General features: G+C 38.4%; 18 protein-coding genes and 3 pseudogenes. 3 read left to right on the top strand and 18 right to left on the bottom strand.

Annotated elements, in window-relative coordinates; genetic code table 11:
- Nucleotides 1–2 precede the first annotated feature (2 nt).
- Nucleotides 3–1423: pseudogene (locus Q5794_RS08425) on the bottom strand (YfcC family protein).
- Nucleotides 1424–1857: 434 nt separating this feature from the next.
- Here Q5794_RS08425 and Q5794_RS08420 point away from each other — a divergent pair.
- Nucleotides 1858–2934 (top strand): isocitrate/isopropylmalate dehydrogenase family protein, encoded by a 1077-nt coding sequence (locus tag Q5794_RS08420; protein WP_214985846.1) that lies wholly within the window; start codon nucleotides 1858–1860, stop codon nucleotides 2932–2934.
- Nucleotides 2935–2967: 33 nt separating this feature from the next.
- Nucleotides 2968–3903, top strand: coding sequence for a nucleoside hydrolase (locus Q5794_RS08415; protein WP_214985844.1), 936 nt, complete (start codon nucleotides 2968–2970; stop codon nucleotides 3901–3903).
- Between the two features lie 91 nt (nucleotides 3904–3994).
- On the opposite strand, the gene Q5794_RS08410 is transcribed toward Q5794_RS08415, so the two are convergent.
- The 8 genes from Q5794_RS08410 to Q5794_RS08375 all read right to left on the bottom strand — a co-directional run bounded on the left by Q5794_RS08410 (nucleotide 3995) and on the right by Q5794_RS08375 (nucleotide 11629).
- The gene (locus tag Q5794_RS08410) at nucleotides 3995–4159 is read right to left on the bottom strand and encodes a hypothetical protein (protein WP_214985842.1); all 165 of its coding nucleotides are present in this window, start codon (nucleotides 4157–4159) and stop codon (nucleotides 3995–3997) included.
- Nucleotides 4160–4162: 3 nt separating this feature from the next.
- Nucleotides 4163–4594 carry a MarR family winged helix-turn-helix transcriptional regulator gene (locus Q5794_RS08405; RefSeq protein ID WP_214985840.1) on the bottom strand — a complete coding sequence of 144 codons (432 nt, stop codon included), beginning with the start codon at nucleotides 4592–4594 and terminating at the stop codon, nucleotides 4163–4165.
- Between the two features lie 188 nt (nucleotides 4595–4782).
- Nucleotides 4783–5766 (bottom strand): agmatinase family protein, encoded by a 984-nt coding sequence (locus tag Q5794_RS08400; protein WP_214985838.1) that lies wholly within the window; start codon nucleotides 5764–5766, stop codon nucleotides 4783–4785.
- Complete coding sequence (gene hutI, locus Q5794_RS08395) at nucleotides 5741–7030, bottom strand: imidazolonepropionase (protein ID WP_374988967.1); 1290 nt, start codon at nucleotides 7028–7030, stop codon at nucleotides 5741–5743. Before hutI ends, Q5794_RS08400 begins: the two co-directional genes overlap by 26 nt.
- Nucleotides 7031–7047: 17 nt before the next feature.
- On the bottom strand, nucleotides 7048–8709 hold the full coding sequence (gene hutU / locus Q5794_RS08390) for a urocanate hydratase (RefSeq protein WP_214985834.1): 1662 nt from the start codon (nucleotides 8707–8709) through the stop codon (nucleotides 7048–7050).
- A 51-nt stretch (nucleotides 8710–8760) separates the two neighbouring features.
- Nucleotides 8761–10272 (bottom strand): histidine ammonia-lyase, encoded by a 1512-nt coding sequence (gene hutH, locus Q5794_RS08385; RefSeq protein WP_192997530.1) that lies wholly within the window; start codon nucleotides 10270–10272, stop codon nucleotides 8761–8763.
- A 303-nt stretch (nucleotides 10273–10575) separates the two neighbouring features.
- Nucleotides 10576–11400: an aldo/keto reductase gene (locus Q5794_RS08380; RefSeq protein ID WP_098600635.1), complete on the bottom strand. Its 825-nt coding sequence runs from the start codon at nucleotides 11398–11400 to the stop codon at nucleotides 10576–10578.
- A gap of 37 nt (nucleotides 11401–11437) precedes the next feature.
- Entirely contained in the window at nucleotides 11438–11629 is a 192-nt protein-coding gene (locus Q5794_RS08375) for a hypothetical protein (protein ID WP_034275619.1), read from the bottom strand.
- Between the two features lie 315 nt (nucleotides 11630–11944).
- Between Q5794_RS08375 and Q5794_RS08370 the strand changes: the two genes are divergently transcribed.
- Nucleotides 11945–12418: a YbaK/EbsC family protein gene (locus Q5794_RS08370; RefSeq protein WP_192997532.1), complete on the top strand. Its 474-nt coding sequence runs from the start codon at nucleotides 11945–11947 to the stop codon at nucleotides 12416–12418.
- Nucleotides 12419–13285: 867 nt separating this feature from the next.
- Here Q5794_RS08370 and Q5794_RS08365 read toward each other — a convergent pair.
- The 9 genes and pseudogenes from Q5794_RS08365 to Q5794_RS08325 form a co-directional block, all read right to left on the bottom strand.
- On the bottom strand, nucleotides 13286–13594 hold the full coding sequence (locus Q5794_RS08365) for a DUF5634 family protein (protein WP_192997533.1): 309 nt from the start codon (nucleotides 13592–13594) through the stop codon (nucleotides 13286–13288).
- A 230-nt stretch (nucleotides 13595–13824) separates the two neighbouring features.
- Nucleotides 13825–14620: pseudogene (gene map, locus Q5794_RS08360) on the bottom strand (type I methionyl aminopeptidase).
- Nucleotides 14621–14814: 194 nt separating this feature from the next.
- Nucleotides 14815–18390 carry a GH32 C-terminal domain-containing protein gene (locus Q5794_RS08355; protein WP_214985830.1) on the bottom strand — a complete coding sequence of 1192 codons (3576 nt, stop codon included), beginning with the start codon at nucleotides 18388–18390 and terminating at the stop codon, nucleotides 14815–14817.
- An 86-nt stretch (nucleotides 18391–18476) separates the two neighbouring features.
- Nucleotides 18477–19304, bottom strand: coding sequence for a mannose/fructose/sorbose PTS transporter subunit IID (locus tag Q5794_RS08350; RefSeq protein ID WP_013056298.1), 828 nt, complete (start codon nucleotides 19302–19304; stop codon nucleotides 18477–18479).
- Nucleotides 19305–19330: 26 nt separating this feature from the next.
- Entirely contained in the window at nucleotides 19331–20137 is an 807-nt protein-coding gene (locus Q5794_RS08345) for a PTS mannose/fructose/sorbose transporter subunit IIC (RefSeq protein WP_013056297.1), read from the bottom strand.
- A gap of 12 nt (nucleotides 20138–20149) precedes the next feature.
- The gene (locus Q5794_RS08340) at nucleotides 20150–20644 is read right to left on the bottom strand and encodes a PTS system mannose/fructose/N-acetylgalactosamine-transporter subunit IIB (protein WP_013056296.1); all 495 of its coding nucleotides are present in this window, start codon (nucleotides 20642–20644) and stop codon (nucleotides 20150–20152) included.
- The gene (locus Q5794_RS08335) at nucleotides 20641–21081 is read right to left on the bottom strand and encodes a mannose/fructose/sorbose PTS transporter subunit IIA (RefSeq protein WP_192997535.1); all 441 of its coding nucleotides are present in this window, start codon (nucleotides 21079–21081) and stop codon (nucleotides 20641–20643) included. The genes Q5794_RS08340 and Q5794_RS08335 overlap by 4 nt, the downstream gene beginning before the upstream one ends.
- Before the next feature lie 254 nt (nucleotides 21082–21335).
- Nucleotides 21336–24121: pseudogene (locus Q5794_RS08330) on the bottom strand (sigma 54-interacting transcriptional regulator).
- 353 nt (nucleotides 24122–24474) lie between these two features.
- Nucleotides 24475–25926 (bottom strand): glycoside hydrolase family 68 protein, encoded by a 1452-nt coding sequence (locus Q5794_RS08325; RefSeq protein WP_214985826.1) that lies wholly within the window; start codon nucleotides 25924–25926, stop codon nucleotides 24475–24477.
- Between the last annotated feature and the right edge of the window lie 347 nt (nucleotides 25927–26273).

Genomic DNA, 26273 nt, shown 5'->3' with positions numbered 1-26273 from the left:
GCTTAAAATGGTCCGTAATTGATAAAATAAGCAATCACAACGGCGATTAGACCAATCACATATTGAATAAGGACTAACGGCAACACCCATTTTGCCCACTTTGTCCATGAAATTCCCGCAATCGCTAAGCCAGCCATTAATGTTCCAGCCGTTGGGAAAATAATATTTCCGATGCCGTCTGCAAAAGAAAAAGATAATACTGCTGTTTGTCGCGTAATATTAAGCAAATCTGCAAGCGGCGTCATGATTGGCATTGTCAGCATTGCATGACCTGTTCCAGATGCTAAAATAAGGTGAATCAACGCTTGGAAATTATAAATTCCGATAACGCTTAAATATCCCGGAATATGCTGAATGGCTCCAGATACTTGATGAAGCATAGGATCTACAATATGACCTTCATTTAAAACAACAAGAACTGCGCGAGAAACTCCGATAACTAGCGCTCCTCCGACTAATGCTGCCGCCCCGTTTGTAAATGACTTAACTGTATTTTCAACAGAGAGCCTTCCAATAATCCCAATCACAACAGTCAAAATGACAAATAAAGAAGCAATTTCAGTAATGTACCATTTGTACTTAATAACGCCAAAAGCAAGAATTACGTAGTTAACAAGAAATGCTGCCATAATCCATTTATGCTTTCTAGTTAACTTCGCATCAGAGTTTAAAAGTTTATTTGCATTAGTTATGCTGTATTTTCCGTACGTACCAATAGAAGGGCTTTTTTTACTTTCATCGCATATCGGTAGACAAACCAAACCGATACGGCGTAAACCACTACAAATAAGATAAGGCGAAAGCCCATTCCAGAAAACATAGGAAGCTCTGCTACTCCTTATGCAACACCCACTGTAAATGGATTCATAACGGCCGTAGTAAAACCAGCAGATGCGCCAATTAAAACAATGGCAGTCCCCGTTAATGCATCGAATCCAAGAGCAAGTGCCAGCGGAATTAAAAGAGGAATATAAGCTAGCGTTTCTTCCGCCATCCCCATTAAAGAACCGCCTACCGCAAAAAATAGCATCATAACAGGAATTAATAACTTTTCCCGTGTAGCAAGCTTTTTAGCCATCGTTGTAATTAATACATCCACTGTCCCCGTAGCGCTTAGTACACCAAAGAAACCGCCGATAATTAATACAAAAAAGATAATATCGGCTCCTTCTACCATTCCTGTATGTATCGCTTTGACCATATCAAAGAATCCAACTGGTGTAGAATCAATCCATTTAAACGACTGAGGATCTACCGTTGTTCGTCCGTCTACTTCTATACGTGCGTATTCTCCTGCTGGCAAGATATACGTTAAAATAGTAGCGATCACAAGAAAGCCTAACAATAAAGCAAAAACGTTTATTTTCCTCTCTTTTTTCCGTACCTGATTTAATGGACTCATTTCCTTTTGCGGTTCACTCATTCTTCTTCTCCCCTTCATTGTGAAATAATAACTTTAAACAGACTTCTCGTTCTTTAAAAGCAGCTTCCTTATTTGTAGCTACATATTGCTCCTTTCTTTTGTATTCCTCATATATAGTACAAGCAATTTTCGTGCCAACGTAGAACCGTTTAATTTTCTGAATTATGATATAATTAAATCGTGTTTTAGGTGTTAATTGGGTGTTTTGTTTAATAGAATAACGCCAATTAAGAAGCTGATTGATAGAAAATCTAGAGCATAAGCGTTAGCTAGTTCTTTCTCTACAAAAGCAGCCAAAAGAACAATAAAAAAATTCAATCTATAAACATAAAAAAATACTATTTTATTATTGTTTTTTCTTTAAGTAGATTAATACTGTAAACCTTCAATCTATTTATAAAAGCATTGCGCATAATGAAAGGGTGTTCAAACCAATGACTGTTTATCGTATAGGGGTATTGGCGGGTGATGGCATCGGGCCGGAGATTATCGACGCCGCAGTTAAGGTAGTTAAAAATGTTTCTTGCAAAACAGGAGTTAAAATGGAATGGATTCATCTGCCGATGGGATGGGAAGGAATTAAACAATACAACAATCCTCTTCCACAAGTAACGATAGATGCTTTACAACATACGCATGGATGGATACTTGGCCCGCACGATTCTGCGGCTTACCCTCTTCAGCACAAAGAAAAGCGTAATCCTAGCGGAGAGCTTCGTCACAGTTTAGATCTTTACGCAAATATTCGTCCTGCTAAAACAATGCCAGGCATTAAAAGCGTCGTGAAAGCAGCTGATTTAGTGATTGTTCGAGAAAATACAGAAGGATTTTATGCCGACCGAAATATGTTTTCTGGACACGGTGAATGGCAAATTACAAAAGACGTCGTGGTAACATCAGGCGTATTTACGCGAAAAGCCGTAGAAAGAATTGCACATGAAGCTTTTGCATTGGCTATGCAGCGTCGTAAAAAAGTAACAATCGTACATAAAGCAAATGTTTTGAGATTAAGTACAGGATTATTTTTAGACGTTTGTCGAGAAGTAGCTGTGCAATATCCTGAAGTACAGGTGGACGACTACCATATCGATGCCATGGCTGCTCATCTCGTACGTCGTGCAGCCGATTTTGATGTCATTGTGACAGAAAACATGTACGGTGATATTCTTTCAGATTTAGCCGGCGAGCTTGTAGGGAGCTTAGGATTAGCCCCTTCTCTTAATGCAAATGAACATATCGCTATGGCACAAGCAGCTCATGGTTCTGCGCCAGATATCGCAGGTTTGAACATAGCAAACCCAACCGGTATTATCTCTTCAGCAGCCATGCTACTGAGATGGCTGGCTGAAAAACATACGGATCACAAACTTGCAGAAGTGGCAACTACAGTAGAATGCGCTCTTTATCAAACGATCCAAGATGAAGTGAAAACAAAAGATTTAGGCGGACATGCCTCTACGTCGGATTTTACAGAAGCTATTTTAGATAAAGTAAATGCCCTGCAAAAATAACATTAATTTATCCATTCTATAGAGGTGACAATAATGAAAAAAAGAAAGATTATTATGGACTGTGACCCAGGTCATGATGATGCTATTGCTATTATTTTGGCTGCCGCACGACCGGAATTAGATATTTTAGCGATTACAACTGTTTCAGGAAACGCAGAAATTGAAAAAACGACGATGAATGCTTTGAAGGTGTGTGATTTGGTATCGTTACATAACGTGATTGTTTCAAAAGGAGCAAGCGAACCAATGATGCGCAGACGCGAAAACGCGCCTAGTATACACGGTGACTCAGGTTTAGACGGTCCTGAGTTCCCGGCTCTGTCTCGGAGCTGGAGTGAAGAGCATGGAGTAGATACTATTATACGAATGGTAAAAGAGTCAGAAGATCCCGTTACGCTTATGCCTACCGGTCCTTTAACAAACATTGCCTTAGCTTTAATAAAAGCTCCAGAAATCAAAGAAAACATCGAAGAAATTATCCTTATGGGCGGTGGAACCTTCGGAAACTGGACGCCAACGGCTGAGTTTAATATTTGGGCAGATCCAGAAGCTGCTAAAAAAGTGTTTGATAGCGGCATCCCACTCGTAGTAATGGGGTTAGATATTACGCATCAAGCCGTTGCAACAGATAATGTTATTAACCAAGTGATGAACATTGATAATAACGTAGCAAAAAAAGTGGGTGAATTATTAGCATTTTTTAAATCTACCTATAAGGAAACGTTTGGCTTTGACGGCCCTCCCGTTCACGATGTATTGACCGTTGCTTATTGTATAGCACCAGAACTATTTACGCTCAAAGAAGTTAATATTTTAGTAGAAACACGCGGAGAATACACGTCTGGAACAACTTCAGTTGATTTGCTTGGAGTTACAGGAAGGAAAGCGAATGCGAAGTTTGGTTTAACCCTTGATGTGGATGGGTTTTGGGATCTGATGCTTGTAGCTCTTAAATCATATACAGCTTAGTAATGTTCATTTAGAAAATAAACTTTATAAACGAGAGGCAGCACCATAGCTGAATTGGTGACTTGCTGGTGCTGTCTTACGTTTATTCATACTATCTAGCTGTTCTTTTCGCTTTTTGATTGAGCATTACCGTAATGATTGAAGCGACAATAACACCTGTAATTAAACAGTTGGATATATCATTATAAATTACTCCCATTACTGTCCCGCCTATAACGCCTACACCAATGAGTGAAATTCGCTCTCTTTGATTCATGATTTATCCCTCCAACTTTTTTAATAAAACATTTAATTTATGAAGAGCGAAGTGCAGATCTAATTGCTCTTCTTCATTTAACTTCGCAAGATTTGTATGAAAGTTACTATAAATCTCTCTCCATTTTTCCTCTTGAATACTTTTTCCTTTAGACGTTAATGAGACTAAAACTGCACGCTTATCTCGCGGATCAGGCATTTTGATTAAGTATCCTCCACTTTCTAATTCACTGATAACATTCGTTAACTGTTGTTTGGCAATATTTAACCCTTTGCTAACCTCCTTAATATTCAAATCTCTTTTTTGCATATACATAAATTCAACTACATGATTTTGTAGATGTGTTAATTTCACTTCATTCTTGTTTAAGTTCTTAAAGTTTTCAAATAAAACTGGTATTAAAGCGATATATTCTTTAGCCAGATTTTCCTTCATGAGATACTCACCTTCTTAGTAAATATATTATTACTAAATTAGAATAAAAACAATATAAATTGTTTATTTTAGTAAAAATATATTTACTAAAATCCATACACACTTCTAAAGTTATTTTATCCCGCTCTCAACAATCGTTTATTAATCTTATAAAAATAGCCATAAAAAAAGTAAGGAAGCACACTTCCTTACTTTCTGTTTGCAACGCCCGTTAAAAAATTCAAAAACACGTGTACGCCTGCTTTCACGGTAATTTCTCCTACATCACGCAGCGGATCTAGACATACAATATCCATTGCTTGAACAAGCGGATGGCTTCCGGCGGTGTATACTGCTTCAAACAACTCATCTGTCCTCATTCCGCCTGTCGTTCCTGCTGGAACTCCCGGTGCATAAGCGATATCTAACACGTCCATATCAACTGTTAAATAGATCATGTCTACCTCTTTGCTCAGCTGTTTTAATGCTTCTTTCACGGTATGATTTATTCCTGCTTTTCTTGCTTGCAGTAACGTTACATAATGAATGCCTTTGCTATCTGCATATTCCTTTAACGATTTTGAATTATAAAACCCGTGAAGCCCGATATTCCATACATGAGCTGCATCAATAGTGTTACTTTCGATTAAATTTCGTATAGGGGTTCCGTTAGAAGGACCGTTGTCTTCTAAGCTGCGTAAGTCAAAGTGCGTATCAAACTGTAAAATTCCTATTTTCTGTTCGGGGTGTGACTCTTTCCACCCTTTTACTAACATAGCTGTAATAGAATGATCTCCTCCAAGCATAATAGGCAGCGCACGTGGATGACATTTCCGCATAGACATCATCGCTTCTTTTATATACTGATGAGACTTCCCTATATCCGTTACGTGCTGTTTGACGTCTCCTAAATCCAACACTGACAAGGAAGTCAAACCCGTATCATACTCAATATGATACGGGTTAAAGGATTTCCAGAGCTTCCTCATGGCCATTGGCGTCTCACTGGCTCCAGAAGCGCTAATGGAAGATCTTGAAAGAGGCACGCCCAAGACCGTAATATCTATCGATGTAAAGTCGACGTTGCTCCCATCTTCAACTGTCTGAATCCAGTCACTTACTTTAGGGTCAGAAGTACTTTGACGCTGCCAGCAAAAAGGCGGTCGATCAAGCTGTGGGTACGGATAGTTCATGTAAAACACCGCCTTCAACCACTACTTTTCCATCTTTTAATACCGTGTCTACAAGGTTTACCGCATAGTTATACTGCAGCGTTTGGTAATTAGGAGCGTCAAATAGCACTAAATCGGCTTTTTTACCTACTTCAATACTTCCGATTTGATCTCCTTTGCAAATGGCATGAGCCGCGTTGATCGTACAGGCCGTTAAAACTTCTGCTGGCGTCATCTTCATCGTTAAACAAGCTAAATTCATAATAAACGGCAGCGATTCCGTAGGAGAAGACCCTGGGTTTCGATCTGTAGACAAAGCAACCGGCACTCCTGCTTCGATCATTTTTCTAGCACGCGCCGGCTCTTCCATTAAAAAGAATGCAGTACCCGGCAATAGGACGGCTATAACTCCACTTTCAGCCATTTGCTTAATTCCTTGATCCGATGCTTTTAACAAATGGTCCGCTGACACGGCTCCCACTTTAGCCGCTAATTCTGCCCCGCCAAAAGACACAATTTCATCAGCGTGGATTTTAGGTTTTAGTCCGTATGCTTTTCCAGCTTGTAAAATACGATCTGACTGTTCAACTGTAAACACACCTTCTTCACAAAATACATCACAAAACTCCGCTAGCTCTTCTTTTGCAACAATTGGGATCATTTCTTCGATAACGAAACGAACAAACTCATCTTCATTTCCTTTGTACTCAACTGGCACCGCATGAGCTCCCATAAAGGTTGAAACAATATCTACTGGATGCTGTTCATTCAGTTTCTTCGCTACTTTTAATTGTTTGATTTCATCTTTAAGATTTAAACCGTACCCGCTTTTGGCTTCGACAGTTGTAACTCCGTACTGCAGAAATTTATTTAAACGTTTTGTAGATTGCTTGATTAGCTCCTCTTCCGTTGCTTGTCGTGTACTAACGGTTGTTTGTAAAATTCCTCCTCCCGCTTTTAAAATATCAATATACTTTGCCCCGTTTAAGCGCATTTCTAATTCTTTTTCACGACTACCGCCAAATACAAGGTGAGTGTGGGGATCAATCAACCCAGGCGTTACGATTTTTCCTTCGGCATCAATTATATTAATAGGTTTATGGATATGCTCAAGGTATTCTTGCGCTTTGACGTCAGGTCCAACAAATACAATTCTTCCATTTTTCACGAGTACGCTGCCATTTTCAATGATTCCTAGATCTGACATTTCCTCCACTCGTCTAGGCTGATTCCCTCCTTTAACCGTAATGACCTGTGCAGCACATTTGATATACGTAATAGACATACGTATCCCTCCTTTTTTTATTCATTTAACGCGGGAATTTGTATTCCTTTTTCTTTTGCAGTTTGAATGGCCTTATCATAGCCGGCGTCTACATGACGAACAACACCCATGCCTGGGTCTGTTGTTAAAACACGTTCTAGACGTTTAGAGGCTTCTTCCGTCCCGTCTGCTACTACAACCATTCCAGCGTGAAGAGAATACCCCATACCTACTCCTCCTCCGTGGTGAACGGATACCCAGCTTGCGCCTGCTGCCGTATTTACTAATGCATTTAAAATAGGCCAGTCTGCTACTGCATCACTGCCATCTTTCATTGCTTCAGTTTCACGGTTTGGCGACGCCACAGAACCGGCATCTAGATGATCTCTGCCAATAACGATAGGCGCTGACAGTTCTCCGTTTGCTACCATATCATTAATAATTTCTCCAAAGCGCGCTCTTTCTCCGTAGCCTAGCCAGCAAATACGCGCCGGCAATCCTTGAAACTCAATTTTTTCTCTCGCCATTTTAATCCAGTTGCAAAGGTGCGTATTATCCGAAAACTCACGTAAAATGACTTCATCTGTTTTATAAATATCTTCTGGGTTCCCTGACAAAGCAACCCATCGAAATGGTCCTTTTCCTTCACAGAACTGCGGACGGATGTACGCTGGGACAAATCCCGGGAAATCAAATGCATTCGTGACACCTTCATCGAACGCCACTTGGCGAATATTATTGCCATAGTCAAAAGCAACCGCGCCGTTTCTTTGCATCTCTAACATGGCTTGAACGTGAATAGCCATACTTGCTTTTGATTGTTTTATATATTCATTTGGATTTGTATTCCGCAATCTTTCTCCTTCTGCTAAGCTGACTCCAATCGGCAAATATCCGTTAAGCGGATCATGTGCCGATGTTTGATCCGTCACAATATCTGGGATAAATCCTCGTTCTATCATTTCAGGAAGAATCTCGGCTGCATTTCCAACTAATCCAATGGAAAGCGCTTTGCCCAATCTTTTTGCATCTTCAGCTAACGTGATCGCATCAGCTACGCTTTCGACTACCGTATCGCAATATTTTGTTTCGATACGTTTTCCAATACGCGTGCGATCAACATCAATTCCAATTACGACGCCGCCTGCCATCGTAACGGCTAGTGGCTGTGCACCTCCCATTCCTCCTAATCCAGCTGTTACCGTAATCGTTCCTTTCAAAGTTCCGTTAAAATGCTGGTTGGCACACTCAGCAAATGTTTCATACGTTCCTTGAACAATGCCTTGGCTTCCGATATAAATCCAGCTTCCTGCAGTCATTTGTCCGTACATCATTAACCCTTTTTTATCGAGCTCATGAAACGTCTCCCAATTTGCAAAAGCAGGAACAAGATTTGAATTCGCTAATAAAACACGCGGTGCATCACTGTGGGTTTTAAAAACCGCAACAGGCTTACCGGACTGTATGAGAAGCGTTTCATCTTCTTCTAACTCTTTTAACGCTGCGACAATACGATCGAACGCCTCCCAGTTACGGGCTGCTTTTCCAATTCCTCCGTATACGACTAACTTTTCCGGATGCTCCGCTACTTCGGAATCTAAATTGTTTAGAAGCATGCGAAGAGCAGCTTCTTGTACCCAGCCTTTTGTCGTTAGTTCCGTTCCACGAGGTGCTTTCATTCCACTTTGTTTTGTCTCCATTTTGTTTTTCCTCCTCTATAAAAATGAAAAACTGTTAAACTAACATTTTTATTACAGCGCTAGTTCATAATTAGTATCTTGCACAAAGGTTTTGAAATCAGCTGCTAACGCTTCAATATCACGTGAGAAAATTCGATCTTTAGTAATGGTTGGTACGGTTTTTCTAATTCTTGAATAAATTTTTCTTGTTTCCGAAGCAAGTTTATCCACTCCTTGAATATCGGCTGCTTGAGCCGCACAAATTGCTTCAATCGATAGAACTCTTCGTGTATTTTGGATAATCTGATAAGCATGACGTGCAGCAGTCGTTCCCATGCTGACATGATCTTCTTGATTCGCTGAAGATGGGATAGAATCGACACTTGATGGATGCGCTAATACTTTATTTTCGGAAACTAATGAAGCAGCAGCGTATTGAGTAATCATGAGCCCGGACTCTAAACCAGGATCTGCACTTAAAAATGCCGGCAGCCCGCTAAGCTGAGGGTTTACTATTCGTTCAATGCGCCGTTCAGAAATATTCCCAAGCTCCGCCATTGCAATTCCTAGAAAATCCATAGCAAACGCAATGGGCTGACCGTGAAAGTTCCCTCCAGAAATTACTTTGCCGCTGTCGGCAAAGATGAGCGGGTTATCGGTTGCTGAATTAATTTCAATTAACAGCTTTTCTTTTACATAATTTAAAACTTGATAAATAGCACCATGAACTTGAGGAATGCAGCGCAGTGAATAAGCATCTTGCACTCTTATTTGACCTTGAGAAGTAGTTAATTGACTGCCTTCTAAATACGAGAGAATTCGGGCAGCTACCTGCTGTTGTTCCGGATAAGGTCTTACCGCATGAGACTCGGGCATGAATGCATCTAAAATGCCTTGCAGACCTTCTAACGTCAGTGCTGCAATCCCGTCAGCAAGATCAGCTAGCTTTTGAGCTTCAAGGTACGAAACTACTCCTACAGCTGTCATTGCCTGAGTGCCGTTGATTAAAGCTAGCCCTTCTTTCGCTTGTAATTGGATAGGCTCAAGCCCCGCTAGCTTTAAAGCTTCTTCTCCTTGCATTCGCTGACCATTATATACAGCTTCTCCTTCTCCAACTAACAGCAGCGCTAGATGTGATAATGGAGCTAAGTCACCGCTAGCTCCAAGTGAACCTTGACTTGGGATAACCGGCACTACATTTTGGTTTAAGCAATCGATAAGCAGCTGCAAGGTTTCCAGCCGTATGCCTGAATACCCTTTAGCCAATGCATTCGCTCGTAACAGCAGCATCACTCTGCTTATCTCTAAAGAGAATGGTTCTCCTAGTCCGCAGGCATGACTGCGAATCAAGTTAATCTGCAGATCAGCTAAGTCCATTGTTGAAATAACCGTATCGCTAAACTTTCCGAATCCAGTATTTACTCCGTAAATTACGTTGTTGTTCGTAATACTCTCTTCAACTAACGTTCTGCTTTTTTGTATATGTTCAACTGCGTGATCGCTAATTTTTACGGAGTATCCTTGGTAAATAACTTTGTAGATTTGGTCGAACGTCAGTGAATTTCCGTCGATTTGAATAAACATCATACCCGCTCCCTTGTTAAACTGTAGACTACCTTTTTTTGAACACAAAAAGGGGCTATATCAAAGAGGAAACAAGCTCCTTTTGATATAGCCCCCTATAAACTAACCTACTTACACTATGGGCTTTTATTAATAATCGGCATTTCACCTTATACATACAAACAATCGCTAAATGACTAAATCACTATACACTTTAAGCTGTACAACTTAAAGCAACTAGGGTACCTACACTAAGTATTACGCTGAATTAATCATTTGTCAATTATTATTTAAGAAAATTTCAAATAATCTGAAATAAAATCGTTATCGGACGTTCATGTCACTTGGGTGCGGACCTTTGCGGCGATTGCTGTTTAACCCATTAATTTCCGCCATATCATCGGCAGTTAGTTCAAAATCAAACACGTTAAAGTTTTCTTCTATTCTAGACGGTGTAACTGATTTAGGGATGACAATTGTGTTGTTTTGTAAGTGCCAGCGCAATACAACTTGAGCCGGAGTTTTGCTATGTACTTCAGCAATTTTTTGAATGACTTCGTCTTGTAACACTTCTCCTCCTTGATCAAGGGGGCTCCATGCTTCCACAAAAATATTATGTTTGGCACAAAACTCTTTTAATTCATTTTGAGCTAGATACGGATGGCATTCAATTTGGTTTAAAACAGGTGTTACATCACATTCGTTTAACAAGCGCTCTAAATGCTCAATTTCAAAGTTACAGACGCCAATTGCTTTTACTTTTCCATCGTGATAAAGCTTTTCTAATGCTTTATACGTCTCCACATACTCATCATATTGAGGCGTAGGCCAGTGAATCAAATATAAATCGACATAATCAAGTCCTAATCGTTCTAAGCTTTCGTCAAATGCACGTAATGCATTTTCATAGCCTTGATCGCTGTTCCAAACTTTTGTTGTAATAAACAGCTGTTCTCGAGGAACAGAAGATTCTTTAATCGCTTGACCTACTCCTTCTTCATTTTTATAAATCATGGCTGTGTCAATAGAGGTATACCCAACTTCAATTGCTTTTGACACTGCAGATGCTGCTTGGTTATCTTCTACTTGCCATACGCCAAATCCAAGCTGAGGCATTTTTAAACCGTTGTTTAATGTAACAATATTCATTTTACACGTCTCCTTTTTTGTTAAAAAGTTCAAAGTTTTAATGATGGTGCCAGCCGATCAGCATAGCAACCTGTCCCATTATAATGCCGACTGGGATTCCTATAATCATGGCTCCAAATCGAAATTTAAAAGACCATGCGCGCGGCACAAGGGAAAACAAATAAATCATACTCATCGTTGCCATACATGTACTGCTAAAAAAACTGACGACAGTGTGTAAATTTGGCATTACTTCTCCTCATTTCACTAGAACGTTTGCGCCTTTTCAATTTCATCATTTATCTTTCGTTCTAATGCCTATGTTTTCGCAGCCGACATAGTTACATTCGTCAAAGGGTTCCGTAATCCTGCTTTAATCAGTTAAAAATACTTTACCTACGTAACTTTTTTAATTAAAACGAATATGTGCTTTTAGCTTCAAAGTTGTGTATAATTTCTGTATATTAAAATAATAAGATTTTTTCACTGTAAAGAACAACTGCACATTCTCTGTAAGGCAATTATACATATTTGCAAGAGTTAACGAAAGGAATGGATATAAAAAATGGCGATTGAAAAAGTAAAAGCATATTTTAAACAATATGGTATGGAGAATCGAATTATCGAAATGGATGAGTCCAGTGCTACTGTAGAACTAGCAGCGGAAGCTTTAAAATGCGAGCCGAAACGGATCGCAAAGAGTCTTTCTTTTAACGCAGAAGGAACTGTTCTATTGATTGTGGCAGCAGGAGATGCGAAAATTGATAACCGAAAATATAAAGAAGAGTTCGGAACCAAAGCAAAAATGCTTGGAGCAAGTGAAGTAGAAACGCTGATTGGTCATGTCGTAGGCGGAGTATGCCCGTTTGCCGTTAATGAAGGTGTTCACGTGTATCTAGATGAATCTCTGAAACGTTTTGTCACCGTTTTCCCTGCCTGTGGAAGTGGAAATAGTGCAATCGAATTAACAATACCTGAACTAGAAGAATTTTCGAAATGCTTAAAATGGGTTGATGTATGCAAAGGATGGAATGAATAATTTAGGTGAATTACGGTACAGCTATACATAAAATAAATAAATCAGCACGCCAACAGGCTGAAACAGTTTTTTGTTTCAGCTTGTTGGTGTATCTAAACGAATTTATGAAACAGCTTAACCCAACCTAGGTAAGAAACCCCTAAGAGAAATACAAAAAGAAATAGTAAAGGAATGTTCCTAGGGATAAAAAGCCAGCCGTCTAACGTATTCCACAGAAATTCACTTTTATTTGCTTTTCTCATCATTTTCACCTCAAGCAGATGTACTATTTTGTATTCAAAAATTCTTTTACATAGTTATATACAGTATCTTCAACTTATGACCTTTTTTCAAGAAAAACGTGCACGGAAAATTGATTGAATGTGAATCTTTTGAATTTATATCCGTTATGTACTCATTCATCATCTTAGTTTCAGCTGTAAAAAAGAAGAAGCCTACATTTTTAGATGCAAGCTTCCTCTCGTTGATTCAGTCTTTCCTTTGTTTGCCTAGTCAGGCCCTTTCGTTACGTATATCGGTTCATAACCAAAGTGCCTTGCGTGAGATACGAATATCTACTTTCAATTTGCGGTAATACATTTGCTGAAGTCGCTGTTAAGCCTTTCAAAACTAATCAGTCCCTTCATACGCTAAGTATTTAACCTTTCACAACAACCATTTGCATGATAGCTGCTGTACTATATGTGTACCCCGTATTTATATAGTAAAACCTTAAAAAACAATTTTTTATTATATAATTTTCTAGACTTCAAAGCAAAGAAAATTTAGATAGTATAGATGAAAGACACCCGTCACCTATTAGCGCTTCTACTGCTGGTACTCAAGCGTTCAAAGAAAAGCATCCTCAGTGAAATTCATCAATTTTATTTAATGTATGATTTCATCAATTTTTTGAAATGCATCTTCAAGTGAAGTATATCCATTTGTTTCTCCTTCGTTACCTTGAACGGTCCATTCTTGCTTTTCTACTGCTAGTTTCCCGTCTTTATCTTTTAGATAAGGTCTGTTAAGCATAAACACATGATCATTCTTTTTTACTGTGTAGCCAAGATAATAGTGATTACCTTCTCCTTCTTCTTCATATACGGAGACGCCTTGAAGGTTATATTTGTTTAAAATGTCATCCATATGATGAGTCAGTTCACTTATAGCTGTTTCTCTTTTTACATATTCCACATTTTATACCCCTTTTCATTTTGATTTATGTTTAGCATTCCCTTGAGCATATTCAATTACACTATCTTTCAAACGTTATCTGAACAAAGCAAATCAATATGATCATTATTCATTGCATAATAAATTAAAAAAGCCACCTCACTATAACACAATGAAAAAACATTGCTAAGTGAAGTAGCTTTTTATTAATTAATGGAATCTATAGAAATAAGAAGATGTGCGAAACTTGATTACAGTTCAGTTAAAATAATCGGTTCACCGTTTGTTACAACAATCGTATGTTCACACTGCGCTACAAGACTATTATCAGGTGTAACAAACGTCCAGCCGTCGTCTCCGCGTTCAATGATATGATCAGCTTTCATAGAGATAAACGGCTCTACAGCAATAACAAGGCCTTTTTTCAAAAGGGCTTTATCCATTGGATCATAATAGTTTAAAATATGGTTAGGAGCGTCATGCAGGCTGCGGCCCACACCGTGCCCCGTTAAGTTTTCAATAACAGCATATCCGTTTTGATGTGCAAAGTTAGAGACAGCACGACCAATTTGGTTTTGTTTTGAACCAGCTTTTACTTTTTTCATGGCTGCCCAAAATGCATCTACTGCAGCTTGGCAAAGCTTTTCTTTTTCTTCGTCTTGCCCAATAACAAATGAAATACCCGTATCTGAATAATAGCCGTCAAGTACGGCAGATACATCCACATTGACTAAATCGCCATCTTTTAATACTCGGTCTCCCGGAATACCGTGAGCAACTTCTTCGTTTACACTAATGCACGTTACACCTGGGAAATTATATTCTTTTTCAGGTGCAGAAGTAGCACCGTGTTCATCCAATATTTTTTTACCGATCATATCAAGCTCTTTTGTTGTCATGCCTGCTTTTGCTTGGTTTTTCATCTCTTCGCGCGCAAGTGCAACGATGCGTCCAATTTTGCGTAAACTTTCTAAATCTTGTTCGTTACCAATAATCATAAAAAACACTTTCCTTCCTCGAAATATATACCCTATCCGATTTTATCATATTTTTATGAGGATTTTTCAAAAGACCTTTTAAGAACTAAAATGTACGATTAATTAGACTAGTAAGATATTTATCATATGTCAAAATCCTCTTCATTAACCTATGAAATTCAAAAAAGCATGCTACTTCACCGCAGCATGCTTTTTTATGTTATATAAAAGATCCCTCAAATAAGCAGAAGCTTTCACAATCTCTTAATCGACTGTTTCAAACTTCACTTCATTAAACAAACTAGTAGAATTCCACACGTTCAAGCCCGCATAGCCTTCTGAAAAGGTATGGTCCACTGAATCAATCACAAGCTTATCATCGAGATAAACTTGAATGTGTTCTCCTTCAGCCGTTACTTTCAAGCGATAATCCGTATTTGTCTTTAAATCCAGCTTTCCTCCATCATCGTAAATAATGAGATCCTTGCCTATTCCGTCTCTAAACGCAATGAGTTTCACTTGATTATTAAGCACATCTACATTCGCAGCGTAAGCGTTATTTGCCTGTTCATCGGAACGGAATACTAGCGCTCCTGCTCCTGTAGAATTTGAAACAGGATCGTCTAAGACCTTTATCTTTGCCTCATATATAAAATTCTTTGCTTTTTCTGATGATAAAGCAAAGGAATCTTCTTTGCTTCGTCCTTGTTTTCCATTAATCGTATCGGCCCATAGTCCGCTAATGCTTTTCCACCCTGATAAGTTTGTCTCAACAGGACTTTTATTCCAAATAGATTTTAATGGATACATCTTCAGGGAATTCAATTTCACAGCTCCTCCTTTGCTATAAAGCCTTATTTTATTGCTTAAAAGCGTTGGAAAGAGCTGATCTGTTATTACTTCCGTGCCTTCATTACCAAATACTTCTACAGATGACTGGTCTACAAACATATGAAGCTTAACCTTTCCGTCTTTTGGAAGCATGGAAGCAGAGTGTTTGCCTTTCACATTTTCACCAAAATCAAAACTTCCAGAGTTTGTTCGGTCAACAAATAATCGCTGCTTGTTTACGTTATAGCTGACTTTTGTATTTTCACTGCCTTCTTTTTGAATTTGAAAACCAAATTCTTGTGCATCTGTATTTGAAACATCGAATTCTGCAATAATTTCATATTTGTTTTCCTGTATGCCTGAAAGAAGGTTTTTATTTTCAACGACCATCAGATTTTTTAACACCTTTTTTTCTTGCTTATTGCGAATTGAATCAATTGAAACAGGTATTTGTTTTAAACGAAGCCCTTTTGCTGTGTTGGTTAGTTCTATTTTTCTTGGAATTGACATAGAGCTTCTCCAAGTAGTAGTTGGGGTGTTGTTGGCATATTGCCAGTTACTCATCCAGCCTAGCCAATACTTTTCTCCGTTATCTCCTTCAACTCCGCTCCAATCTACAGCAGCATAAAAGTCGGCACCATAATCTGTCCAAAGCACTTCCTCTGGCGGGTTTTCATTTTTAAATGTTTTTCCGTCAAAATCACCAACAAAGTACTGCATACCTGAACCTCCAGCTGCCGCTCCATCATTGATGCTGACTTGCAGCACCCATTTTTTCTTTGTGCTGTCTCCATCAACCGGCAGTTCGAGTAAAGTAGGACACTCCCAGATCCCTCCGTTGCTTCCATGAGTTGATTTCACCCATTCTCCTGACACAGTATTCCAATCTAAAAGCTCTCCGCTTTCCCTTTGTTTAACTTCCTCCGGTTCTTTTGCTACATTGTCTACTTTCTCCGGCATTTTTTCTGTATTAAATACATTAACATCATCTAGATTAATATGCCCCCATCCGCCTACAGCTTGATCAACGGCTTTAATGTACAATACTTCTCCTATATACTTAGAAGCATCCCATACGTAGCGCTGATACTTTTCATCTGCAAACTTTGTATTTGCTTGACGAATCAATTCTTTATCGTCAGAGGCCCTGACTAAGGAGACATAGCGGTTTGAGGGGTCGTTTCCGCCTCCCATTAATAAATTGATTTCACCTGAGCCGCTCAATTTAAAATAAGATGAATGTAATTCTCCAGTGGCATTATCGCCATCTTGCTTATCGGAAAACCCCCATAAATGATACTTTCCTTTTTGTTCAAAGAGACCGCTCCAATTTGAGGTTGCATCCGTTACATGATCGTTTGTGAATGCATTTCCTTTTATCGTTTTCCAGCCGGTGAGATCGCCCGTTTCAAAACTTTTATTTTTAATTTCCTTTTCATCTGTATCAATAAACTTGGTCATGTTAACATCTTGAAACCGGACTGAAGATTGATGAACATGTAATCCAAACAATCCTTTTGAAAAAGTTTCATCTTTTGCAGTAAGGGTGAAGTTATCGTCTATATACAAATCAAGTTTATTTCCCGATGCAGTTACTTTTACTTGATGTGATTTGGTCGTATCAATTTTTTCGTTTGTTTCGGCAAGGACAGTTGAAATGCCATTTTGAAGCTTTACTAGTTTGATTGTATCCTTAGAAGCATCCACGCTAGCTATATATCCGTTTTTGGCTTCCGCGTCTGCTCGAAAGAGTAGTGCACCTGAACCATTTGCATCTAAAAATGTCATATTTGACTTGAAAATGAACTGGTCTCCCTGTTCTTCACTCATGATATATCCATCGCTGTCAGATTTACCGATTTTTCCATCAGCAGTATCATTCCACGTTCCCGTAACAGGTTTCCAGTTAGATAGATTGGTTATAAAATTAGATTGATTCGTAAATTTAACATGACGAAAGACAGCTGTGGAATTCCATGCTGTTAATCCAAACTGACCATTTTCAAAAGATGCATCACTGCCTTCTAGAACCTGTTTTCCATTTAGCAGTACCTTAAAGTAGTGACTGTTTGCTTCTACTTTTACATGATATGCTTGTGATGTATCAAGCCTCATCGACTTTGAAACAACGGTCGTTACGTTTCCTTTCTCTACTTTATTAAGTGTTAAGAGGTTCTTTTCTGCATCTAAATTGACGGTATATGCGTTTGTTGCGTCTTTATTAGAACGAAAAACAAGACCGCCTGCGCCTGCGCGTCCATTCTTTTCTACAAGCGTAATTTCTCCCTCTAGAGTAAAGGATTGACCTTTTTGTTCGGATAAAGTATATGAGTAGGCACCACTTTGACCGTTTGCTTGGATGCCTCCATCAGGTCCAAACTCACTTGCGTATTTCCAATTTTTCAAGTCAGGTGATGTATAAAACATAATTTTATCTTTAGCAGCTAAAGACATCACCCACTGCTTGGTTTGGTCATGCCAAAACACTTTTGGGTCGCGCCAGTCAGGAACTGGGGGATTCGGCATAACAGGATTTCCTTCATACTTGGTCCAAGTTCTTCCGCTGTCCTTGCTGTATGCTAGACTTTGCACTTGTCCTTTTCTGCCCGAGTGTGTAAAGATAGCTACCATTGCTTCTTTTCCAAACCCTGCGGTATTATTCCAATCGATAACGGCACTTCCTGAAAAAATCTCTCCGTTCTCGTCTGGAGAAAGAGCAATCGGCAGGTGTTTCCATTTCACTAAATCTGTACTAACTGCATGCCCCCAGTGCATAGGTCCCCAAGTGGTACCGTAAGGATAATACTGATAAAAAAGGTGATACTCTCCGTTATAATAGACCATTCCATTTGGATCGTTCATCCAGTTCGCTTCTGGAGAAAAATGAAATTGATTCCGGTATTTTTCTTGATAATACCCTGTATTATCAGCTAATACAGGGCATGCAGAAAACAAGCTTATGGAACAAGCGACTCCAATCATCAATAACTTTTTAACGGTTCTTTTCATCTTCCTTTCCTCCTTTATTTGCATACTGGTTATGTAAAACATTTTCACCAGCAGATGCTAGAAGAATAGATGACTCCTCTTATTTATCACCCTAAAAAGCCTATCCAATAACCCCCTATACCAATTAAGAAAATACCGAAAATAATAAGCAGCGGATTTGTACCTTTTCGAAGCATCCATGCTACTAATAAAGTTAGCGCTAAAGGAAGCAGCCCCGGTAGAATACTATCAAGTACGTCTTGCACGGTTTTTACCACAACTTTACCAGAATCATCTTTGATCCTAGAAACAACCACTGGTATATTAATAGTGGTCCATTTCGAAACCAACGCTCCCATTACGAAGAGTCCTAAAATGGATGCACCTTCCGTCAGTTTTTGAATTCGATTGCCTACTAAATCTTTTAAAATTTCTGTTCCTTTTAAGTAGCCATATTTTAATCCATAATATTTTGTACTTAATCGAATTGCATTAATTAAGATGAAAAACAGCAGTGGCCCGGCAATATTCCCGCCTAACGCAAGCGATGCGCCTAGGGCTGCGAGAACTGGTCGAAGCGTTCCCCAGAAAATAGGGTCTCCTACACCAGCAAGCGGGCCCATTAATCCAATTTTCATTCCGCTGATAGCTTTTTCATCAAAATCTTTTTTGTTTGCCATTTCTTCTTCCATTGCTGCCGTGACGCCGAATATAGGTGCGGAAATCCATGGGTGTGTATTGAACCATTCTAAATGACGCTTTAATGCTGCATTTCGCTGAGCTCCTGGTCCATATAAGCGTTTGATTGCTGGAATCATAACATAACAGTAGCCCATTGCTTGAACACGCTCAAAGTTAAATGAACCGAGTAAAAAATTCGAACGAATGAACATGCTAAAGATATCTTTTTTCGTTAATCTTTTTTCATTTTCCATCTCTATCCCTCCCTTAAGTTCGCCGTTTAGGCATCTAAATCATCGTCATCATCATATACTTGTTCGCTCCCTGTAGCTGCGGGAACGCCTGCCGGCTGCATTTGATTTCGCTGCTGCATTACTTGCTGATAAAGAAGTGCTAAACAAAGACCCAGCGCTCCAAATCCTACCAGGTTAAACCCTGTAAATGCCGCCAATAAGAACCCGATATAGAAAAAGGGCTTTAAATGAGGAATGTTCATCATATTGATAACCATGGCATATCCTACGACCACGATAATGCCTCCTCCAATTTGCAGGCCTTTTGTAATAACTTCCGGAATATTTCCGAGGAAAGTTTGCACGGCGCTTACGCTGATTAATGTAACAATTAAAGTTGGAATCATAACGCGGAGAGCCTGAAAACCCATAGCAGTAATATGCATAATTTCAATTCCTTTAAAGTTTCCTTCTTCCGCGTACTTATCAGCTCGGTGAATTAAAAATACTGTGATGGTACGAACAAAAATGGTGAGTACTTGCCCTGCAGCTGCTAAAGCTATGGCTACCGCAATGCCTTCACCAATCCCCTGACCAGCCGTGATAACTAAAATAGTTGAAATAACAGAAGCAATAGCCGTATCAGGTGCCATCGCCAATCCAACATTCATCCATCCAAGAGCCATTAATTCCAGTGTTCCACCTAAAATAATGCCGGTTTTTAAATCTCCAAGCACCAAGCCTACTAACGTGCAGGCAATGAGAGGACGATGGGATTGCCCTTCGTCCAACACGCTTGCGATGCCAGTTACTGCTGCAATGACTAATAATAAAATAATTTGTATGGAAGACATAAACTCATCTCCTTATTTGATTTTTGTTTCGTTTCTCAGTAGTTGAATAAAATTTTCACTAGAATCTGAAGGCAATTGGCGCAGCTCAAGCTTTACGCCTAGTTCCTGCAGTTTCTCAAAAGCATCGATATCTTTTTCGGTAACGCTTACAGATTTAGTGATTTGTTTTCGGTCATTAGCAAAACGCATGCCCCCTACGTTTACTGTCTCAATAGGTACGCCTGCTTGAACAAGAGCAACAATGTCTGCGGGGTTTTCAAACAGCAGCATGGCTGTTGTATCCTGGTAACGAGGGCTGTGAAATGCTTTTGTCATTTTAGAAATCGACACAGCGCTCGCTTTTACATTCGAAGGAGCCACAGAAAGAATAAGCGTTTTTCGCATTTCATCCGCTGCCACCTCATCTGAAACAATGATAATTCGATCTGCTGCATTTGTTTTGATCCATCTTGTTAATACCTGCCCGTGAATAAAGCGGTCATCAATTCTTGCTAAAACGATTTTCATAATAATCCATCCTCTCCTATTTGGTTTGCTTGCTGGATTTTCTCCAAATGTTCACTGCACACTTGAAAACTTTCTTCATTCACTTGCTTTAATCTTCCTAGCATCTCTTTTAATGTAACGTGTTCCCTCATGGCTAACACTTCTAATAGCATAGGCAAGTTAACTCCGGATACCATATCCGCTGTTTTATTTTTAAGGATATATGGAGTAGCCGCATTGTAGGGTGTACCTCCGAAAATATCGACTAGAAAAAGCACTTCATTTTCTAAGGGCATTTCCTCTAATACCTGCTTATACTTTTCTTCAAGGGTTTGGATACCCTCTCCTTTTAGAAAAGGTACGGCTACTACGTGATTCTCTTCACCAAATATCATTTTGGAAGACCCCTCTAACGCTGGCGCGAAATCACCATGTCCACTAATAATGACTGAAATCATGTACACTTGCTCCTCTCTTTTACGTTCTACACTTATTTATTGCAAGTATCGTGCCAACAAAGAGTATTAAGCGCTTTCATTTAATTTTCAATACCTTTTTCTGTGTTGTTGATACAGGTTCCTTAAAATAAACAAACCTGTATCAAAACGTCATGCGTTTTAATACAGGTTTTTCTGTTATTTAAAAAGCGGGATAAAAAAAGAAACTAGTGGCATATAAATCAAACTAGTTTCTCAGAATTATAATATGATTTTTACATTTCATCCGCAAAAATGGTGGCAATAAATAATTTTTCATCTCTTGTTAAGGTAAGTTTCAGCTTTTTTTCGACGGCTTGTAATGTTTTTTCCGTTTTTTGATAAATATTTTCTAACTGATGAGTAATTTCTTCATCCTCGGGAAAAGTAAGAGGTTCATTTTTTATTATTCTTTCTAAAGCAAAGGCTGTATGCATCACAATTCGAATCATAACAGTGTTGCTTAATTCCATTTCTAACTCATCTTGTACATGACTTAACCACTCTAACAGAATTTCACTTATGAGGTACGGATTAATAAATAGAAGGTACTTTCGCAAGTTTTCTTCGCAAAGTTCACGCACCACAATATTCGCTTCGGTTTTCTCGTCATCATAGCGTATCGTTTCTTTTGTAATTGCCTGTTGAAGTATTCGCTCTCCCTGCCCTTCAATGAGGACTTCTAATGATACATGAGGCGCATCAATCCTTGGATTTTTAGTACCTGCCGTTGCAACAATTTCATATTCTTTTTGAATTTCTCGAATATTTGCTGCTAATTTAATAGAAGAAACGGTTAGAATTTTAATAGGTTCTTGAGATACTTTGCGTGAAATAATCGTTAAGATTTTTTCTAATTGTTTTGCTGTACCGCTTCCTGTTGTACAAATAGAAACAAGTGCTTTCTTTTTTCCAAACACGTGCTGCTGCTTATCTATAAATTCCATAAAGTCTTTTTGCACCGAATCAAATATGGCATATAAATTTAAATCTAAATAATTTACTTTTCTAACGGTGTCTAACACCATAGACGTCGTCACATTGCTGATGGTTTTAATTTTAGTCCCTGTTTTTTGTTCCAACTTGCTTTCTAACATGGCAAGCGAACCCATGTCCACAAGCATTAATACGCCTTCTCCTTCATCTACTTTCTTAATTCCTTGGATTAACCTGTCTACAATTTCAACCGGAGATACCGTCAAAGGCACATCAATAGCTATAATAGGTGTGCTTCCTAAAAGCTCCGTAGCAACTTCAACCATAGAAGTTGCCGTGCTGTTTCCATGGGCAGCAACTACAATCCCTACTCGTTTATTTTCTTCTAACGTTCGAATTGATTGAATAACCATTGTGAGATAAATGACTTCTATTTCTGGCACGCTAATGTTAAACCACATTTCAATTCGATTTTTAAAAAGCAGTGCTACCGCATATTCTTTCGGATATGTTTCGCGAATTTCATCTGTCTCCTTTGTATTTAATACGTCTACTTGTTTTTTTCGCTTTAAGAAGGATTCCATATGCATACTTAAAAAATGAATAAACCTGCGATCAAATTTACAGTTCAATTCTTTTTCAGCCAACTGTTTTAATTCTTTTGTAAGCTGAATCACATCGTCTTCTACGAATTTCATTAAATTAGAGCTCTGGCCATTTTTTTGATTAAAAAAGCTTCGAACATTCAAATGAATGTCGGTAAGAATATACTGATTGATGTCTTCTTGAGATAAACCTTCTTTTGTTAAAACATCTACTTTTTCTTCTATTAACTGATATAAATTAAATGATACGTCTTCCTCCATTTTTATTTCTTGGCTCTCCATAGCCGGGGAGATAATCGTTTTAAGGTTTACATATTCAGAAATTTTTTTGCTGCGCTCTATATTTTTACTATTTGAAATCCAATCTCGTTTAATATCATCAGGCAGATCTCGCACTGTAAGTTCCACCATATGTTTACTATCAAGGTTATTTAAAAATCCGTGTGCGCAAACGAGCTGCACATTCGACTTTAACTGCCCTACATTCCCGAATTTTTCAGTGTGGATTAAAGCATTTAATACATCAATGTGGACACTTAGCTTTTTATTAATTCGTTTAGCCTCTTGTTCTAAAAGAAACGTGGTGAGGCGAATTTTTTCTTTTAAAGACCTCTCTTCTAATGAGGGAATATGGATAGTCATCGGAATTCTTCTTAAGAAAGTTTGCAGTAAGGCTGAACCGGGATTTTCAGTTGTAGCACAAATAATTAATACCTTAGACGTTCGCTTATGATCTGTTTCCCCTAGGCGATTGTACGTACCTTGATCAATGAGGTAAAAAAGCATTTCTTGGCCTTCGGGAGGAAGCCGGTGTACTTCATCCATAAAGAGAATCCCTTCATTTGCTTGTTCTACTAAACCTACTTTACTTTCAGTTGCTCCGGTGAAACTCCCTTGCTTATGACCAAATAACTGAGAAAGAAGTAATTGAGGATTATGGTAATAATCAGCGCAGTTAAAGGTAATGAACGGGGCATCTGTTTTTAGCCTCTCTGAATATAAGGCAAATTGATAGATTCGTTTTGCAAAAAGAGATTTTCCCGATCCCGTGGGACCTAATAGCAGCATATGTAATCCATTAGGGGGTAAAGAACAGCAGCTTTTGCTTGAGAAATCGATTTTTTCAAACTTCCTGTAGCTCCAATCATTAATTCAAAAGGATTAGCAGGAAGAGCTTCTTCTTTTCCCCCATTAGATAGCTGCTCTAGTTTTTCTACTTCCATCTTATTCGGATCCCACTTTTGACGACAAATGGTTTCAACAACCTCTAGCGGAACGTAGCGAACGGGGAACATTTTAATTTTGATTACTTTTTGCATGCGGACAAGCTTGTTAAGTTCAAGACTTACATTAGATCTCTCTAAATCTAACTGTTCAGCAATTTCAATCGCTGAGCTTCCTTGTTTATGTAAAAGTTCCATTTCTGTAAACTCTTGAAAATTACTCAACAGCTGATTGTATACCTTATCAATTCGTTTCATTAGAAGCACCTTCTTTATTTTCAGTTCACGATTAGGATTTTCTCTTTCAAAGAAATGATCATTCCCTACTACTACAAGCTATTTCATCTACAAGTACCCTCATGTCATACTAATCTATGAAAACGTTTCAAACCATTATATGTAAATATATTAAGTTAGTAGAACCTGCATGTCAACCGGTTTCATTCTTAAAGTTATAGTCTGTCTGAATGTTTCATTTTCTTTAAATAACTATTAATGTAGATACTGCTTTTTTATTTTAATCAGCACTGCGGTTACAGCACATTTTTGATTAAATAATAAAACGAAAGAAAACAGCAGCAGTTACCGCCATCTTCTTTCGTTTTTAAAAATTATTTATCCGTACTTAATTGCCCTTGTGGTAAAATACTGTTTTTCACAACAGCTGTTTTTGATCCTTTAATATTTAACAAGAAGCTAGGAGCAAAAGTAGAATGTTCCTCTGAATAGAAGCCTCTGTTTGTCATGTAACTTGTAATTACGACATTGTCTCCTTTCACTTGCGGAACTGCAAAATGTGAATACGTAAACGTTTTGTCATTAGGATCGAGGTCCATATGTAAAACAAGTCCTGTATCATTTAGCGGCTTGTATTTTCCTGTCAGCGTATTTGATACGTACCCTAGCATATATACGTCATCTTGGCCGATACCATCAATAGTCATTTTAGATCCGCGAGAATCTGTGAATAAGTACCATTTCCCATCTTTTTTAAATACATTTGCGCGTTCAATTTCATCTGTCACCGTGTTTGAAGTAATCAGTGGATCCATTACTTTTTTCAAGGTATAATCGTTATTTAGTTCAACAATGCCTAATGCACCGTTTGCTAAAGAGGCTTTCTTTTTATTAGAGCTCTGAAGTAATTTCTCTTTTTCTGATTGGAAAAATGGATTATTTCCACCGTAGTAAGCTCGATTGTAAAGGGAATCTTCACCTTGATAACCATCTTCAGTTCCTGTGTTTGCTTCAAACACAAGGTATTTATGCCCTTTATCCTCTACATAGTGAGGATCTCTCAACGTATGATTATCTCCTGAACCATATGCGCCTTCGTCAATAAACTGCTGAATATTTTGATACTTTTTACCATCACCATCAAAAATGGATTTATGATCTTCAACACCTTCAATTTTTAACGTATCTCCACTTGGCTGGGATACATTTACTTGAGCTGTTGTTAAGGTTTGTTTTCCATAGTTTGTACCTGAAAAGTTAGTATAGAATAAGCGTATTTTTCCGTCTGATGTTAAAGTAGCAGATCCTGACCATTCTTGTGTTTGCTTTTTCAAATAAGGATCATTCGGTACAAATTTGTCACTGTCTTTGAACACTCTTCCTGCATTTTTCCAACTGTCAATCGAATCTTCACCGATTTTTTGATAAAACACATAAATAGATGTATCATCAGCATCTTTCGGATCACCTGCTAGTGCAAATACAACTTGGTACCCATGATAGTTGGCTACTGTTCCGTCAGCATTTTGCAGAGGCCAGCTGTCCCATACGTCTAAATCAATTAAATTGCCCGATTTATCATACCCTTTTGCAGAGGCAATATTTTTGATTGTTGATTTATCAAAAGCTGGAACTTTAAACTGTTCGCTTTTTTGCTGCTGAGGAATTTTCAGCATGTTATCACGCGTAATATGGGAAACTCCATAATTATTGTTGGTATCTTTATGATTGCTTTCAGCAGCCCATGTTTGAGATCCAGCACCTACTAACAGAGCTGTAGCAAAAGATAAAGCTGTAGTTTGCTTTGCGATTTTCTTAATATTCATCTGTTTTTCTCCCTTTTGTATAATACCTTTTCTTGTGTCACTCACAAGCAATTCATTTTCTATGTATCGAGAAGTCATATCAATCTGGCGAAATAACAGAACCGGTTCCATTACCTTTCCAAGATTACTTGCATAATATTGAAAAGTCAAATAGGTAAAATGGAGTGATTATCTCATTTTTCTCCTCTTATATTTTTCATTTGGTTATAAAGTCTTAAACCTTCAACTTTTTGATTAAATGGGCAAATTCATCATCATATTTAACCTGCTATTTTTTATAAGCTCTTCTACAATTGTTAAAATAAGCCGTTTTCAAAAAAATATCGTTAATGTATTTTTTGTGAATT

It is taken from the genome of Priestia megaterium (genome assembly GCF_041941685.1).
Lineage (GTDB): Bacteria > Bacillota > Bacilli > Bacillales > Bacillaceae_H > Priestia > Priestia megaterium_C.
Note: the sequence above shows the minus strand (reverse complement) of the source record. Positions and strands in the feature narration are given on the sequence as shown.